This window comes from Pseudomonas avellanae BPIC 631 (assembly GCF_000444135.1).
In the GTDB taxonomy this organism is placed as follows: Bacteria; Pseudomonadota; Gammaproteobacteria; order Pseudomonadales; family Pseudomonadaceae; genus Aquipseudomonas; species Aquipseudomonas avellanae.
In genome coordinates this window covers 1-15,463 of the sequence record NZ_ATDK01000339.1, presented here as the reverse complement: position 1 = coordinate 15,463, position 15,463 = coordinate 1, and the positions used below count along the sequence as shown (strand labels likewise).

12 protein-coding genes and 1 pseudogene are annotated in these 15,463 nt (G+C 59.3%); 10 read left to right on the top strand and 3 right to left on the bottom strand.

All coding sequences use genetic code 11. The features are described from left to right. Positions 1-255 precede the first annotated feature (255 nt). The 7 genes from DW49_RS0120750 (at position 256) to DW49_RS0120720 (ending at position 9,862) form a co-directional block, all read left to right on the top strand. Complete coding sequence (locus DW49_RS0120750) at positions 256-1,986, top strand: PAS domain-containing sensor histidine kinase (protein ID WP_005615459.1); 1,731 nt, start codon at positions 256-258, stop codon at positions 1,984-1,986. Next, complete coding sequence (locus DW49_RS0120745) at positions 1,971-2,360, top strand: response regulator (protein WP_005615457.1); 390 nt, start codon at positions 1,971-1,973, stop codon at positions 2,358-2,360. The genes DW49_RS0120750 and DW49_RS0120745 overlap by 16 nt, the downstream gene beginning before the upstream one ends. A 9-nt stretch (positions 2,361-2,369) precedes the next feature. Beyond that, the gene (locus DW49_RS0120740) at positions 2,370-4,487 is read left to right on the top strand and encodes a putative bifunctional diguanylate cyclase/phosphodiesterase (protein WP_005615455.1); all 2,118 of its coding nucleotides are present in this window, start codon (positions 2,370-2,372) and stop codon (positions 4,485-4,487) included. Positions 4,488-4,790: 303 nt separating this feature from the next. Further along, the gene (gene gcvH / locus DW49_RS0120735; RefSeq protein ID WP_005615454.1) at positions 4,791-5,174 is read left to right on the top strand and encodes a glycine cleavage system protein GcvH; all 384 of its coding nucleotides are present in this window, start codon (positions 4,791-4,793) and stop codon (positions 5,172-5,174) included. Positions 5,175-5,184: 10 nt separating this feature from the next. After that, entirely contained in the window at positions 5,185-8,049 is a 2,865-nt protein-coding gene (gcvP, locus tag DW49_RS0120730; protein WP_005615452.1) for an aminomethyl-transferring glycine dehydrogenase, read from the top strand. A 71-nt stretch (positions 8,050-8,120) separates the two neighbouring features. Then, positions 8,121-9,245, top strand: a complete 1,125-nt coding sequence (gene gcvT, locus DW49_RS0120725) for a glycine cleavage system aminomethyltransferase GcvT (RefSeq protein WP_005615450.1) — start codon at positions 8,121-8,123, stop codon at positions 9,243-9,245. Positions 9,246-9,649: 404 nt separating this feature from the next. Further along, on the top strand, positions 9,650-9,862 hold the full coding sequence (locus tag DW49_RS0120720; protein WP_024420053.1) for a cold-shock protein: 213 nt from the start codon (positions 9,650-9,652) through the stop codon (positions 9,860-9,862). 121 nt (positions 9,863-9,983) lie between these two features. Here the strand turns inward: DW49_RS0120720 and lptG are convergent, their stop codons facing one another. Together lptG and lptF are read right to left on the bottom strand one after the other, a co-directional pair. After that, positions 9,984-11,045 carry an LPS export ABC transporter permease LptG gene (gene lptG / locus DW49_RS0120715; protein WP_003375969.1) on the bottom strand — a complete coding sequence of 354 codons (1,062 nt, stop codon included), beginning with the start codon at positions 11,043-11,045 and terminating at the stop codon, positions 9,984-9,986. Next, positions 11,032-12,159, bottom strand: coding sequence for an LPS export ABC transporter permease LptF (gene lptF, locus DW49_RS0120710; RefSeq protein ID WP_005615448.1), 1,128 nt, complete (start codon positions 12,157-12,159; stop codon positions 11,032-11,034). The genes lptG and lptF overlap by 14 nt, the downstream gene beginning before the upstream one ends. A 318-nt stretch (positions 12,160-12,477) precedes the next feature. On the opposite strand from lptF, the gene DW49_RS0120705 reads away from it, so the two are divergent. From DW49_RS0120705 to DW49_RS0120695, 3 genes are read left to right on the top strand one after another with little or no spacing between them, the layout of a single operon-like run. After that, positions 12,478-13,968, top strand: coding sequence for a leucyl aminopeptidase (locus tag DW49_RS0120705; RefSeq protein ID WP_005615446.1), 1,491 nt, complete (start codon positions 12,478-12,480; stop codon positions 13,966-13,968). A gap of 58 nt (positions 13,969-14,026) precedes the next feature. Continuing rightward, positions 14,027-14,455 carry a DNA polymerase III subunit chi gene (locus DW49_RS0120700; RefSeq protein WP_003375978.1) on the top strand — a complete coding sequence of 143 codons (429 nt, stop codon included), beginning with the start codon at positions 14,027-14,029 and terminating at the stop codon, positions 14,453-14,455. A gap of 7 nt (positions 14,456-14,462) precedes the next feature. Beyond that, entirely contained in the window at positions 14,463-14,897 is a 435-nt protein-coding gene (locus DW49_RS0120695; RefSeq protein WP_005615443.1) for a hypothetical protein, read from the top strand. Between the two features lie 37 nt (positions 14,898-14,934). Here the strand turns inward: DW49_RS0120695 and DW49_RS0120690 are convergent. After that, positions 14,935-15,342, bottom strand: a pseudogene (locus DW49_RS0120690) (RHS repeat-associated core domain-containing protein); the annotation flags it as partial. Positions 15,343-15,463: the final 121 nt, after the last annotated feature.

The window sequence follows — 15,463 nt, the reverse complement described above, 5'->3', positions numbered from 1 at the left end:
AAACTCAAGAGAAACTATGAAAGCGTCATAGCAATGGCCTGCGCTTTTCTGTGGCTACCAATGTGAAACGGGAACAGACCCTAGTGGATTGAAACCTGCGGTCGAAATATATTTTAAAAGGTTAATTTAATAACCAGTTAACCGATAACGTTCTGGTATGGTCCACAAACCTCTTATCACCCATTTGAATGGGTGTCCGTAAGTGTGCGTTACGGCCGTTATGGCAAACAGGGTCACGTAGTACCGGGAAGTCCAATGCTAAACCCGCCAGTCGACCAACCCACCACCGAGACGCAATCACGCGCCGAAAAAATTGTAGAATCTCGTCGGCAGAAAACCCTGCTCAAGACCGGGGCCCTTCAGGACGCTATTTTCAACAGCGCCTATTTTTCCAGCATCGCCACGGATGAACACGGCGTTATCCAGATTTTCAACGTCGGTGCCGAGCGCATGCTCGGGTATCACTCGGAGGACGTGGTCGACAAGATCACCCCTGCAGATATTTCCGACCCGGCCGAGCTGATCATCCGTGCAGCGGCGTTGAGCCACGAGCTGAACACGCCAATCACACCAGGTTTTGAAGCCTTGGTATTCAAGGCCTCGCGCGGCATTGAAGATATCTACGAACTGACCTACATCCGCAAGGATGGCAGCCGCCTGTCGGCGATGGTGTCGGTGACTTCGTTGCGTGACAGTGCCGAAACCATCATCGGTTACCTGCTGATCGGCACCGACAACACTGCACGCAAGCAAGAGGAAGAAACCCAGGCGTTGCTGGACCAGCGGCTGCGGGATCAACAGTTCTACACCCGCTCACTGATCGAATCGAACATCGATGCGCTGATGATGACCGACCCGCAAGGCATCATCTCCGACGTCAACAAACAGATGATGGCGCTGACCGGGCGAACCCGCGACGAACTGATCGGTGCGCCCTGCAAGAACTTCTTCACCGACCCCGCAAGTGCCGACGCCGCGATCAAGCGGGTGCTCAGTGAACACAAGGTCAGCGACTACGAGCTTACCGTGCGTGCCTACGACGGCACCGAAACCGTGGTTTCCTACAACGCGGCAACCTTTCATGATCGCGACCGCAAGCTCAAGGGTGTGTTCGCCGCGGCCAGGGACGTGACTGAGCGCAAACGTTTCGAGCGCACGCTGGAAGAGAAAAACATCGAGCTGGAACACGCCAGCCACATGAAGTCCGAATTTCTCGCCACCATGTCCCACGAGCTGCGCACCCCGCTCAATGCCGTCATCGGCTTTTCGGAGGCGCTCAAAGACGGCATGGTCGGTGACATGACCGATGCCCAGCGCCGGTACATCGGTGACATTTTCAACAGCGGCCAGCACCTGCTGTCGTTGATCAATGACATCCTCGACCTGTCCAAGGTCGAAGCCGGAATGATGCAGCTGGAGCTTGAGGCCGTCGATCTGGACGAGCTGTTAAGCAACAGCCTGCTGATCGTCCGCGAGCAGGCCGCACTGCAGCGCATCCAGTTGAAGCTGGAAACCGAGGCCGACTTCGGCGTGCTTGAACTGGATCGGCGCAAGACCAAGCAGATTGTCTACAACCTGCTGGCCAATGCGGTGAAGTTCAGCGAACCCGGCGGCTGGGTAACTCTCGCAGTGCGTCAGGTGTCGCGTGCACAGGTGGGCATTCTGGACGGCGACTGGCCAGTACACAGCTTCCCGCTGCCACCCGGTGACTATGAGCATTTTCTGCAAGTGAGTGTCAGCGACACCGGAATCGGCATCGCGCAAAGCGACATGAACAAGCTGTTCAAGGCGTTCAGCCAGATCGACAGTAGCCTGGCGCGTAAATTCGAGGGCACCGGGCTGGGGCTGGCGATGGTCAAGCAACTGACTGAGCTGCACGGCGGCTGCGTGGCCGTCGCCAGCGTCAAGGACCTGGGCGCACGCTTCGTGGTCTGGCTGCCCATTCGCGCCCCTGTCACCGAGGAGGCGCAATGGCCCAGATCCTGATTATCGAAGACAACGCCGCCAACATGCGCCTGGCTGAATTGCTGCTCAACAGCGCAGGTTACGGCGTGCTCTGCGCATCAGATGCGGAAACAGGCCTGAAAATGGCCCGCGAGCGTCAGCCCGACCTGATTCTGATGGACATCCAGTTGCCGAAAATGGATGGCCTGAGCGCCACGTCGCTGCTCAAGAACGATGCACAAACCGCCGCAATACCGGTCGTCGCACTCACCGCTATGGCCATGAAAGAAGACGAAGAAAAAATCCGGCGGGCAGGCTGTAACGCCTACATCATCAAGCCCCTGCGCTATCAGGAGCTTTACCGGGTCATCGACACCCTGTTGGAAAACAGTCCGCCTCAACGGCCAATCAACTGAGCATTCGTCATGACCCAGCCTGCCGCAACCATCCTGATTGTCGATGATGATGTCCATGTCCGGGACCTGCTTGAAGTCCTGCTGCAAAATCAGGGTTACGAGACGCTGACTGCGGAGTCTGGCGAACAGGCGCTGGCCATGGTCGATGAGCGGGCACCGGACCTTATTCTGCTGGACATCATGATGCCCGGCATGGATGGCTACGAAGTAGCCAGCGTGCTCAAGGCCGGAAAAGGCACCGCCAACATTCCGATCATCATGCTTTCGGCGCTCGACGAGCAGGGTGCGCGCTTGTCCGGGCTGGAGGCCGGTGCCGAGGAATACCTCAGCAAACCCGTGGAGAGCGCCGAACTGTGGCTGCGCGTGCGCAACCTGCTGCGCCTCAAGGCGTTTGGCGATTACCTGAAAAGCCACAGCATGATCCTCGAAGACCAATTGCAGCAACGCACCATCGACCTGGAGCGATTTCGCACAGTGATGGATGCTTCCGAAGACGCGATCTTCCTGATCAACCGCAACACCATGAGCCTGATCGAATTCAACCGCAGGGCCTGCCAGTTGCTGGGCTACACCGCTGAGGAACTGGCGCACAAGACCCCCGCCGAGCTGGGCGAGACGTCCATGGAAAATCTGGAAGTGGTGTATGACCAGATCATTGCCGGCAAAGGCCCCAGCGAACCCCTCGAAACCCAGATTCGCGACAAGAGCGGTCGTGACGTTGAGGTCGAAATTCATCGCCAGGCCTATCGGACCGGCGAGGACTGGGTCATTGTCGGTATCGTGCGCGACATCACCCAGCGCAAGGAAAGCGATCAGCGCCTGCTGACCATGGCCCATTACGACACGCTGACCGGCCTGCCCAACCGTGACCTGTTTTTTACCAGCCTGCAGATGGGCCTGACTCAGGCGGCCGTCAGCCGCTGGAAACTGGCGACGTTGACGGTCAACCTCGACGGTTTCAAGAACATCAACGAAACCTGGGGCCATGTGCTCGGCGACCAGGTGCTGCTGGAAGTCAGCCATCGCCTGTCGGAATGCATCAATGCCAGCGACACCCTGGGGCGCGTGGACGGTGATCAGTTTGCGTTGATTCTGATGATCCGCGTAGGCCAGCCCGATACCCGCCAGACACTGGAGCGCATTCGCAAAGCCTTACGGGTGCCTTTTATGGTCGAAGGTCAAAGCATCGTCATGACCGCCAGTATCGGCATCGCTCTTTACCCTGAGGACGGCGAAGACGCACGCGAGTTGGTCAGGCATGCGTACACCGCTATGAACAGTGCGAAAAAGATCGGCCCGGACACCTATCGGTTTTATACCGCGCAAATGAACGCAGACGTTTCGGCGCGCCTGGACCTCGAAGCCGCCTTGCGCGACGCGGTGGAAAAACAAGCGTTCGAGATCGTCTACCAGCCCAAGCTCAACCTCGTCACCGGCCGGATATGCGGGCTGGAAGCCTTGCTGCGCTGGCCGCGCCCAGGCCAGCAAGGCGTATCGCCTGCGGTGTTCGTTCCGGTGCTGGAAAGCCTGGGCCTGATCGGCGAAGTCGGCAACTGGGTGGTCGATCGTGTCTGCGCCCAGATTGCACACTGGCAACGCTCGGGGCTGGGGCTGTTTCAGGTGGCGGTCAACGTCTCTGGCCAGCAGATTTCCAACAGCAGCCTGGTCGCCGACATCCGTCAGGCGCTGACCAATCATCGGGTCGCCCCGCAGTGGCTGGAGGTCGAACTGACCGAAAGCTCATTGATGGAAAACACTTCTCACACCATCGCGACCCTGGAAACCCTGAGGGCCAACGGGGTCAGTATCTCCATCGACGATTTCGGCACCGGCTATTCAAGTCTGGCGTACCTGCGCCGATTCCCTATCGACAAGCTTAAAATCGACATCGCTTTCATTCGCGAAGTGACCAGCAACCCACAAGACGCGGCGATTGCCCGAGCAATCATCGAACTGGCGCACAGCCTGGGCCTGAAGGTCATAGCCGAAGGCGTGGAAACGCCTGAGCAACTGGCGTTTTTGCGGGACAATCAATGCGATCAGATTCAGGGTTACCTGATCAGCAAGCCGCTGCCGCTGGCAGAGCTTGAAACGTTTTTAAGTACACCGGAACAACAGTTCGGATAAAGGCTCCACATTACGGGTCGGTGATATTGCCGACCTTTGCCTCGCCACCCGAAACGAAATCGTTCCAGCGTAATGATTTCATTACAACTCGCGTCATTCCTCTCGTTTCAAGGCCTTGATCCCGCAAGCATTTTCCAGCGCCTGCCACCGTAGCGATTTCGCTACAGCTCAAATCCCCCAAATTTCCGCTTAAAAACCTAACTGCCTGATTTAAAACAACAAATAAAAGATGGCCGCAAAATTGCTATGTCAGACCCATCGTGTTTTGCGCCCTGCGCGCACCCCATCATCCGAGGAGTTTGTATGAGCGAGTTGCGATTCACCGTTGACCACGAGTGGCTACGTGCCGAAGCAGACGGCAGTGTCACGGTCGGCATCACGCCTTACGCCCAGGAGTCGCTGGGGGACGTGGTCTTTGTGCAGCTCCCGGAATTACAGGCCTACACTCAACACGCCGAAGTGTCAGTGGTTGAATCGGTCAAAGCCGCCAGCAGCATCAACATGCCGCTGGACGGTAAGGTTGTCGAGGTCAACTCTATCCTTGATGCCACCCCGGAACGGGTCAACGAAGACGCCCTTGGCGCTGGCTGGTTCTTTCGCTTCATCCCGCAAGACGCCGACGCCATCCACGGCCTGCTGGATCAGGACGCCTACGACCGCCTGATCAAAGCCAACGCCCAAGCCTGAGGAGCGAACCATGACTGACCGCATTGAACTGACCACCGCCAACGAATTCATTGCCCGCCACATTGGCCCGCGTGCCGCTGACGAGCAGGCCATGCTGCAAACCCTGGGTTTCGACTCCATTGAAGCGCTGAGCGACAGCGTGATCCCGGAGAGCATCAAGGGCACCAGCGTGCTGAACCTGCCTGCCGGGCAGAGTGAAGCCGACGCCCTGGCATCCATCAAGGCCATCGCCAGCAAGAACCAGCTGTTCAAGACCTACATCGGCCAGGGTTACTACAACACCCACACACCCGCCCCGATCCTGCGCAACCTGCTGGAAAACCCGGCTTGGTACACCGCCTACACGCCCTACCAGCCAGAGATTTCCCAAGGCCGTCTGGAGTCGCTGCTCAATTTCCAGACCCTGATCAGCGACCTGACCGGCCTGCCGATTGCCAATGCCTCGCTGCTCGACGAAGCCACTGCTGCCGCCGAAGCGATGACATTCTGCAAGCGCCTGAGCAAGAACAAAGGCAGCCAGCAGTTCTTCGCCTCCAGCCACTGCCACCCGCAGACACTCGATGTGCTGCGCACCCGCGCCGAACCGCTGGGCATCACCGTTGTGGTGGCCGATGAAACCGAGCTGGGCGATGTCAGCGACTACTTTGGCGCACTGCTGCAATACCCGGCCAGTAATGGCGACGTATTCGACTACCGCGAACTGGTCGAACGCTTTCACAGTGCGAACGCACTGGTGGCCGTCGCCGCCGACCTGCTGGCCCTGACCCTGCTGACCCCGCCGGGTGAATTCGGTGCTGACGTGGCCATCGGCAGCGCGCAACGCTTTGGCGTACCGCTGGGCTTCGGTGGCCCGCACGCGGCCTATTTCTCGACGCGCGATGCGTTCAAGCGTGACATGCCGGGCCGTCTGGTCGGCGTGTCGGTGGATCGCCACGGCAAACAGGCCCTGCGCCTTGCCATGCAGACCCGCGAACAACACATTCGTCGCGAGAAGGCCACCAGCAACATCTGCACCGCGCAAGTGCTGCTGGCCAACATCGCCAGCATGTACGCCGTGTATCACGGCCCGCGAGGCCTGACGCAGATCGCCAACCGCGTTCACCAGTTGACCGCGATCCTTGCCGAAGGCTTGAGCCAACTGGGCCTGAAAGCCGAACAAGCGTTCTTTTTCGACAGCCTGACGCTGGTTACCGGTAGCAAAACCGCCGCACTGCACGCCGCCGCCCGCGCCCGCCACATCAACCTGCGCGAAATCGACGACCAGCGTCTGGGCCTGTCACTCGACGAAACCACCGCGCAGTCAGCCGTCGAAGCGCTCTGGAAAATCTTCGCCAGCACTGGCCAGACTCTGCCGGACTTCGCCGCATTGGCGGCCAGCGTCCATTCGCGCCTGCCCGCTGCCTTGCTGCGCCAGTCAGCGATCCTCAGCCACCCGGTGTTCAATCGCTATCACTCGGAAACCGAGCTGATGCGCTACCTGCGCAAACTGGCCGACAAGGACCTTGCGCTGGACCGCACAATGATCCCGCTCGGTTCGTGCACCATGAAGCTCAATGCAGCCAGCGAAATGATCCCGGTAACCTGGGCCGAGTTCGGCAACCTGCACCCGTTCGCCCCCGCCGAGCAAAGCGCCGGTTACCAGCAACTGACCGACGAGCTGGAGGCCATGCTCTGCGCAGCCACCGGCTATGACGCCATTTCGCTGCAACCCAACGCCGGTTCGCAGGGTGAATATGCCGGCCTGCTGGCCATTCGCGCCTACCACCAGAGCCGTGGCGATGAACATCGCGACATCTGCCTGATCCCCTCGTCGGCTCACGGCACCAACCCGGCGACCGCCAATATGGCCGGCATGCGCGTGGTGGTGACAGCCTGCGATGCGCGCGGCAACGTCGACATCGAAGACTTGCGCGCCAAGGCACTTCAGCATCGCGAGCAGCTTGCGGCGATCATGATCACCTACCCTTCGACCCACGGCGTGTTCGAAGAAGGCATTCGCGAAATCTGCGGCATCGTTCATGACAACGGCGGCCAGGTCTACATAGACGGCGCCAACATGAACGCGATGGTCGGCCTTTGCGCTCCGGGCAAGTTCGGCGGCGACGTGTCGCACCTCAACCTGCACAAGACCTTCTGCATTCCTCACGGCGGAGGCGGGCCGGGCGTGGGTCCGATTGGCGTGAAATCGCACCTCGCACCGTTCATGCCGGGCCACGCACGCATGGAACGCAAGGAAGGCGCGGTCTGCGCAGCGCCGTTCGGAAGCGCCAGCATCCTGCCGATCACCTGGATGTACATCCGCATGATGGGTGGCGAAGGCCTGAAACGCGCTTCGCAATTGGCGATCCTCAACGCCAACTACATTTCGCGTCGTCTGGAAGAGCACTACCCGGTGCTGTACACCGGCAGCAACGGGCTGGTTGCGCACGAATGTATCCTTGACCTGCGCCCGATCAAGGACAGCAGCGGCATCAGCGTCGATGACGTGGCCAAACGCCTGATCGACTTCGGCTTCCATGCCCCGACCATGTCGTTCCCGGTCGCTGGAACGTTGATGATCGAGCCGACCGAAAGTGAATCCCGAGAAGAGCTGGACCGTTTCTGCGACGCCATGATCAAGATCCGCGAAGAAATCCGCGCAGTCGAAGACGGCACCCTGGACAAAGACGACAACCCGTTGAAAAACGCCCCGCATACCGCTGCGGAAATCGTCGGCCAGTGGAGCCATCCTTACAGCCGCGAACAGGCGGTGTACCCGGTCGATTCGCTGATCGAGAACAAGTACTGGCCGCCGGTCGGACGCGTTGACAACGTATTCGGTGACCGCAATCTGGTCTGCGCCTGCCCTTCCATCGAGAGCTATCAGGAAGCCTGATCGCCCGTTGCCTGCCTGCGCCCTTACTGACGGCGCAGGCGCATGGCTCGCTCGCCAACAAGGAATTGAACATGTCCACAGAAACCCTGCTGAAGACCCCACTGCACGCCCTTCACCGCGAACTCGGCGCGAAGATGGTGCCCTTTGCCGGTTACGACATGCCGGTGCAATACCCGGCTGGCGTGATGAAAGAACACCTGCACACCCGCGCTCAGGCCGGGCTGTTCGATGTTTCGCACATGGGCCAGATCCGCCTGAGCGGTGCCGATGCCGCCAAGGCACTGGAAACCCTGGTGCCCGTGGACATCATCGATCTGCCGGTCGGCATGCAGCGCTATGCGATGTTCACCAACGAAACCGGCGGCATTCTCGACGACCTGATGGTTGCCAATCTCGGCAACGATGAGCTGATGCTGGTGGTCAACGCTGCCTGCAAGGATCAGGACCTGGCCCACCTGCGCAAGCACCTGGCGGGGCATTGCGAGATCGAACCGCTGTTTGAACAACGCGCACTGCTCGCGCTGCAAGGCCCGGCGGCGGTGACCGTGCTGGCCCGCCTCGCGCCAGAAGTGGCACACATGACCTTCATGCAGTTCACTCGCGTCACGCTGCTGGGCGCCCAGTGCTACGTCAGCCGCTCGGGCTATACCGGCGAAGACGGTTACGAGATCTCGGTACCGGCCGAACAGTCAGAAGCCCTGGCGCGCCGCCTGCTGGAAGAGCCCGAAGTGGCCCCGATCGGCCTCGGCGCACGGGACTCGCTGCGCCTGGAAGCCGGGCTCTGCCTGTACGGTCATGACATGGACACGCAAACCTCGCCGATTCAGGCCAGCCTGCTGTGGGCCATTTCGAGGGTACGTCGGGCCGACGGTGCGCGTGCCGGTGGTTTTCCGGGAGCCGAGTCTGTTTTCGCACAGCAAGGTAACGGCGTGGACAAAAAGCGTGTAGGCCTGCTGCCTCAGGAGCGTACGCCGGTACGTGAAGGCACGCAGATCGTCAATGACCAGGACTTTGTCATCGGTACGGTGTGCAGCGGCGGTTTCGGCCCAAGCCTCGGCGGCCCGCTGGCGATGGGTTATCTGCACAGCGATTACACCGCGCTCGATACACCTGTCTGGGCAATGGTGCGCGGCAAGAAAGTGCCCATGCTTGTTACCAAAATGCCTTTCGTTGCGCAACGTTACTTCCGTGGCTAATGAGCGGCTAAATAGCGGCGTCAAAAAAACAGCAATAACCGGTGCAGGTGCGGGCACTGTTCCCCGATGATGTTTCGATAGGGGAACACCCTGTTCCATATGCAAAAAATGCACCTCTAAAGTGCAAAATGTTATGAACGCTTGAACACCGCGCCCCACGCGGGAACACGCCCTATATACCGCTAAAGCCCCGGAAACAGGGGCGATGCAAGGGGCTTGTATTTGTCACGAGAGTTGGCGTAGAGTTTCTGAACTGTGTTTGCATAGGTCGCTGAATCTGGACCAGGCCAGTAGCTCTAGGTTTGCTACAACCCGCTCTACGTTTCTTACTTCCTGCAACCAGCCCAGTACTCTTTCATGAGAAAGAGGCTGTCATTAATTCAAGCGTCAAAGGAAATAAGAAAATGTCTGGACGTCAGAGCGGTACCGTAAAGTGGTTCAACGACGAAAAAGGTTTTGGTTTTATCACTCCCGAGAGCGGTCCGGACCTGTTCGTGCACTTCCGCGCCATTCAAGGCAATGGCTTCAAGAGCCTGAAAGAAGGCCAGAAGGTAACCTTCATCGCCGTGCAGGGTCAGAAGGGTCTGCAGGCTGACGAAGTGCAAGCCGAAGCATAAGCGCTACGCAGCATGACTATACAAAAGCCCCGGCTCGTGAGAGTCGGGGCTTTTTGCCTGGAAGCAGTCGCCCATGAAAAAGCCGACTCGATGTCGGCTTTTTCAGTGTTACTACAGAGCGCTATCCGGCGCGGCGTAACAGATACAACCCTGCAAACGCACAGGCTGCTGCAGGTATCAGCACCGCCAGCAACGGCGGGAAGCCAAACAGCAGGCTCGACGGGCCCAGCAGGTCCTGGATGATGCGGAAGGTGAAGCCGACCACAACCCCCGTAAACACGCGCTGCCCCAACGTCACCGAGCGCAACGGACCGAAGATGAACGAGATGGCCATCAGCACCAGCGCCACCGTGACGGCCGGTTGCAATACCTTGGTCCAGAACGCCAGCCAGTAGCGGCCGTTGCTCAGCCCCTGATCAGCCAGGTAATGCGCGTAGCTCCACAAGCCGCTGATCGACAGCGACTCGGGCGGCATGATCACCGTGCTTAGCAGCTGCGGGCTCAGTGATACATCCCAACGCTCGTCCGGCGCATTGACGACTTCCGTGCGGCCTTCCTTGAAATGCGTGGTGCTGACGTCCTTCAATTCCCAGTAATCAGTCTTGAAGTGAGCCTCTTTGGCGAAGCTTGAGGTCAGCATGTGGCGCTGGTCGTCGAAACGATAGCGCGTCACACCCAGCATCAACCCATTGGGCTGCACGGTGTTGATATGAATGAACTCGTCGCCCTGACGGTGCCACAGACCATGCCGGGCACTTTGTGCATCACCCGAGCCCTGGGCCAGCGAGCGAGCCGCCTGCGCCTGGTTCTCGGCGTAAGGCGCCACGTATTCGCCGACCAGCACACCGGCCACCATCAACAGCAGCATGGGCTTCATGACCGCCCAGACGATGCGCCCGATGGACACACCCGCGGCGCGCATGATGGTCAGTTCGCTGCTGCTGGCCAGCGTGCCCAGCCCGATCAGGCAGCCGATCAGTGCGGCCATCGGCAGCGTATCGTAAACGCGCCGCGGCGCGGTCATCATCACGTAACTGAGGGCATCCAGGAGCGTGTAGGTATCATTGATATCGCCCATCTCGTCGATGAAGGCGAACAGCGAAACCAGCCCCAGAATGATCCCCAATACCGCAAGAATCGCCAGAAATACGCTTTTACCGATGTAACGATCAAGCTTGACCACGAGTCACCTCCGTGACGCTGCGACGACTCGCCATCTTCAGACGCAGAGGTTCCCAGTAAAACAGCACCAGACCGATGCCCAGATAAATACCATGCACCCACCACATGCCGAGGCTGAGGGGCAGCTTGCCTTTCTCAAGCGAACTGCGCACCGAGATCAGGATGGCCAGGTAAGACATGTACAGAAGGATCGCCGGCAGCAGTTTCAGATAGCGGCCCTGACGAGGATTGACCCTTGACAGCGGGATGGCCATCAAGGTGACGATGAACACCGACAGCGGCAGCGAAATGCGCCACTGCAATTCAGCAACGGAACGCGGTGCCGGGTTGCCGAACAGCTCGCTGGTCGGAATGGCTTCGCGGTCGGTGATTTCTTCGCTGATTTCCGGCTTGGGCAACGCCGCCCCATACGTGTCGTACTTGACCACGCGGTAGTCAGCGGCACCCGGATTGCCATCGTAGCGGTAGCCGTTTTCGAGGATCAGGAAGCGAGTGCCATTGGGCTGGACCTCCTGGTGCCCCTTCTCGGCCACCAGTACGGTAATGCCGTTGTCCTTGCTCTTGTCGTTGGACATGCGCTTTTCAGAGATGAACACGCCAGCCAGCTGCGAGCGATCTTCCGACAGCTCTTTGGTGTAGGTGATACGCGTGCCGTCACGCAATGCCTGGAAACGTCCCGGCACCAGCGTGTCGAACTCGGTCATGGCGTCCTGCTGGTTGATCAGCTGCGAAAACTGCGCAGCGCCCTGCGGGGCCAGGCTGAAACTCAGCCAGGCGACCAGCAACCCGACCAACGCTGCCGGGCCCATGGTGATAGCGAGCAGACGCTGCTGGCTCATGCCGGTCGCGGCCAGCACGGTCATTTCACTTTCCAGATACAGGCGCCCGTACGCCATGAGGATGCCGAGGAACAGACCCAGCGGCAGGATCACCTGCAAAAAACCCGGCAGGCGAAAGCCCATGATCAGGAACAGCACGCCAGGATCGAGCGCGCCGGACGCAGCCTGCGCCAGGTACTTGATGAAGCGCCCGCTCATGATGAACACCAGCAGCACGGCGCTGACCGCACTCAGGGTAAGCAGCACTTCTCGGGACAGATAACGGAAGACAATCAAACCAGACACTCCAGAGTTGTCAGGCTCAGGCAGCCAAACAGGGAAAATTGTGAGCTACGGCAACCAGAGATTCACGCCGGCAAACGGCGTGGGCATCAAAAAATATGCGGCATTATCCTGTGATTGTGCGTTTCTGTCACTGCGCACCGGGGATAGTTCTCACATAGAGGCGAAGCAGGCCGCTCTGCGGGGTTGTCAGCAGTCGTGCAGCGGGGTCAAACTGCAAGGCTTACCGCGTGCATCGTCCCTGAATACATCCAGGCCATGCCGCGTTCATCATTCATATTGCGACTCTCATCGTCTATTCGGGGACCCCACATGGAATTGGTTGTTAAACGCGTAAGCCCAGAAACCTTGAAAACCGCAACACTGGTCGTCACCATCAATGAAAGCCGTGTGTTGATCGGCGCAGCCCAGTTGGTCGACATCAAGAGCGGCGGCGCCATCTCGGCCGTCCTCGAGCGCGGCGACCTGGCGGGCAAGTCCGGCCAGACCCTGCTGTTGACCAACCTGCAAAACATCAAGGCCGAGCGCGTGTTGCTGGTCGGCATCGGCAAGGACGGCGAGCTGTCGGACCGCCAACTGAAGAAAATCGCCGGTAGCGTGCTGTCCAGCCTCAAAGGCCTGGGCGGCAGCGATGCGGTGATTGCACTTGATGACCTGTCCGTGAAAAATCGTGACACGTACGGCAAGGCTCGTCTGTTTGTAGAAGCCCTGGCAGATGGCGAATACGTCTTCGACCGCTTCAAGACCCAGAAAGCCGAAGTCCGCCCCCTGAAGAAAATCACCCTGCTGACCGACAAGGTCAGCGTGGCCGATGTCGAGCGCGCTGCCACGCACGCGCAGGCCATCGCCACCGGCATGGCATTGACCCGTGACCTCGGCAACCTGCCGCCGAACATCTGCCACCCGACCTACCTGGGCGAAGAAGCCAAGGCGCTGGGCAAGGCACACAAAAACCTGAAAGTAGAGATTCACGACGAGAAGAAACTTGCCGAACTGGGCATGGGTTCTTTCCTTGCCGTGGCACAGGGCAGCGCCCAGCCACCGCGCCTGATCGTCATGAACTATCAGGGCGCCAAGAAAGGCGACAAGCCATTTGTGCTGGTCGGTAAAGGCATCACGTTCGATACCGGCGGCATCAGCATCAAGCCTGCCTCGGGCATGGACGAGATGAAATTCGACATGTGTGGTGCTGCCAGCGTGTTCGGCACACTGCGCGCCGTACTCGAACTGAAACTGCCGATCAATGTGGTGTGCATTCTGGCCTGCGCCGAGAACATGCCGAGCGGCACCGCGACGCGCCCGGGCGATATCGTCACCACCATGAGTGGCCAGACGGTCGAAATCCTCAACACCGACGCCGAAGGCCGTCTGGTGCTGTGCGATGCACTGACCTACGCCGAACGTTTCAAGCCACAGGCCGTGATCGATATCGCGACCCTGACCGGCGCCTGCGTCGTCGCCTTGGGCGGCCATACCTCCGGCCTGCTGGGCAACAACGACGCGCTGATCAATCAGTTGCTCGATGCGGGCAAGCTGGCTGATGACCGCGCCTGGCAGTTGCCGTTGTTCGATGAGTACCAGGAGCAACTCGACAGCCCGTTCGCCGACATCGCCAACATCGGCGGCCCGAAAGGCGGCACTATCACCGCAGCCTGCTTCCTGTCGCGCTTCACCAAGGCGTATGAATGGGCCCACCTGGACATCGCCGGCACTGCATGGCTGAGCGGCGGCAAGGACAAAGGCGCCACCGGGCGTCCGGTCCCGCTGCTGACCCAGTATCTGCTCGACCGCGCCGGCGTATAAAAAAGAAACCCTGGCGTGTCGGCTTCACGGTCGATACGCCATTGGTTCTGGAACCTGTATGACCCAAGTCGACTTCTACATTCTGCCCAGCGCCGACCCTGCGGCGCGCCTGGACTTTGCCTGCAAACTCACGGAAAAGGCCTGGCGCCTGGGCCACAAGGTCTATCTGCACTGCAGCGATGCAGCGCAGCGTGAAGACCTTGACGCACGGCTCTGGCGTTTCCGTGGCGAAGTGTTTCTGCCCCACGGCGATGCCGAGAGCGATCACGATGCACCCGTGGTGCTGGGCCTGGGCGATGACTCGGGCACGCATCAGGACCTGCTGGTCAACCTCGACCTGAGCATTCCGGCCTTTTTCACACGTTTCGCCCGCGTGGCGGAAGTGGTTGTCGAAGACCCGGCCATACGACTTGCCGCACGCGAGAGTTTCCGTTCCTACCGCGAACAGGGCTATCCTCCGCAAGATCACCGACTGCAGCGTCTTTGAGGACACGATGGACACTTCAAAAAAAGCTGGATCCGCGCATTTGCTGGACGATCTGGAATCGATCCGCCAGTTGCTTGGCGATGACTCCGCACAACCTCCGTTACTGACCGACACCGTCCGCCGCGAGGGCCAGATTCCCCTGCTGTTCGATGTGGTTGGCAGCCGGCCTGAGTCGGAACACCCGGAAAATTTCGACGAAGACGATATCCCGACATTGACGGCTGGTGAGCCTGATGCGCCGGTCGAGCAGGTGCAACAGGTTCAGCAGGCTCAAGCGCTGCCCAACCCCGATGCGCTGCTGCACCTGGACACCGAACTGCGTGCCGCCGCGCAGTTGATCATGCAAGACGTGATTGATGACTTTGCACCGCATATCGAGACCGAAATCAAACGTCGGCTGGAGGCAAGGCTGGAGCGGTTGTTGGCGCAGCAGCAGAAGTGAGGCCTGGAACCTGACTCTTAAATGTCTGGGCACTCTGCTAGCGGCGATTCAGTTCAGCGCGGATGCTGTCTACCAACCGCCCCATGCCTGCCTCACGATGAATAAGTGAATTCCAGGATGTCTCCAGTCGCCTATGCTCGGCCACTACTCTATCAATATCCTTCAGTGTTTCGATGGTCGCTGCATGAGTTCGTCGGTTTTGATCTAACGCACTTTGAAATTGGGAATAACTGGCGCCCGGCACGCGCGTCACGTTATCAAGAATTGACTGCGCTCGGCGGCTAACGCTATTGATTTCTTCGTCCATTCCTTGCTTGATGTTGGCCGCTGCGCGTTCGAACGTTGCTTTGAATGCGTCATTTTTGAGCACGCCGGGCGAAAGGCCCGTCTTGCCGTTCAAAACGTTGCGAATGGTCAGCAGTGCGTCTGGATCTTTTATATCAATCAACGGTTTTTTTAAAAGGGCGGTTTCAGAGGCTGAGTGCAACACCCGGCTATTGAGTTAGGGATGGACTCTCATGATGCTTGGACATCATTTCCGTCATCATTTCGATAGGGCATCTGTA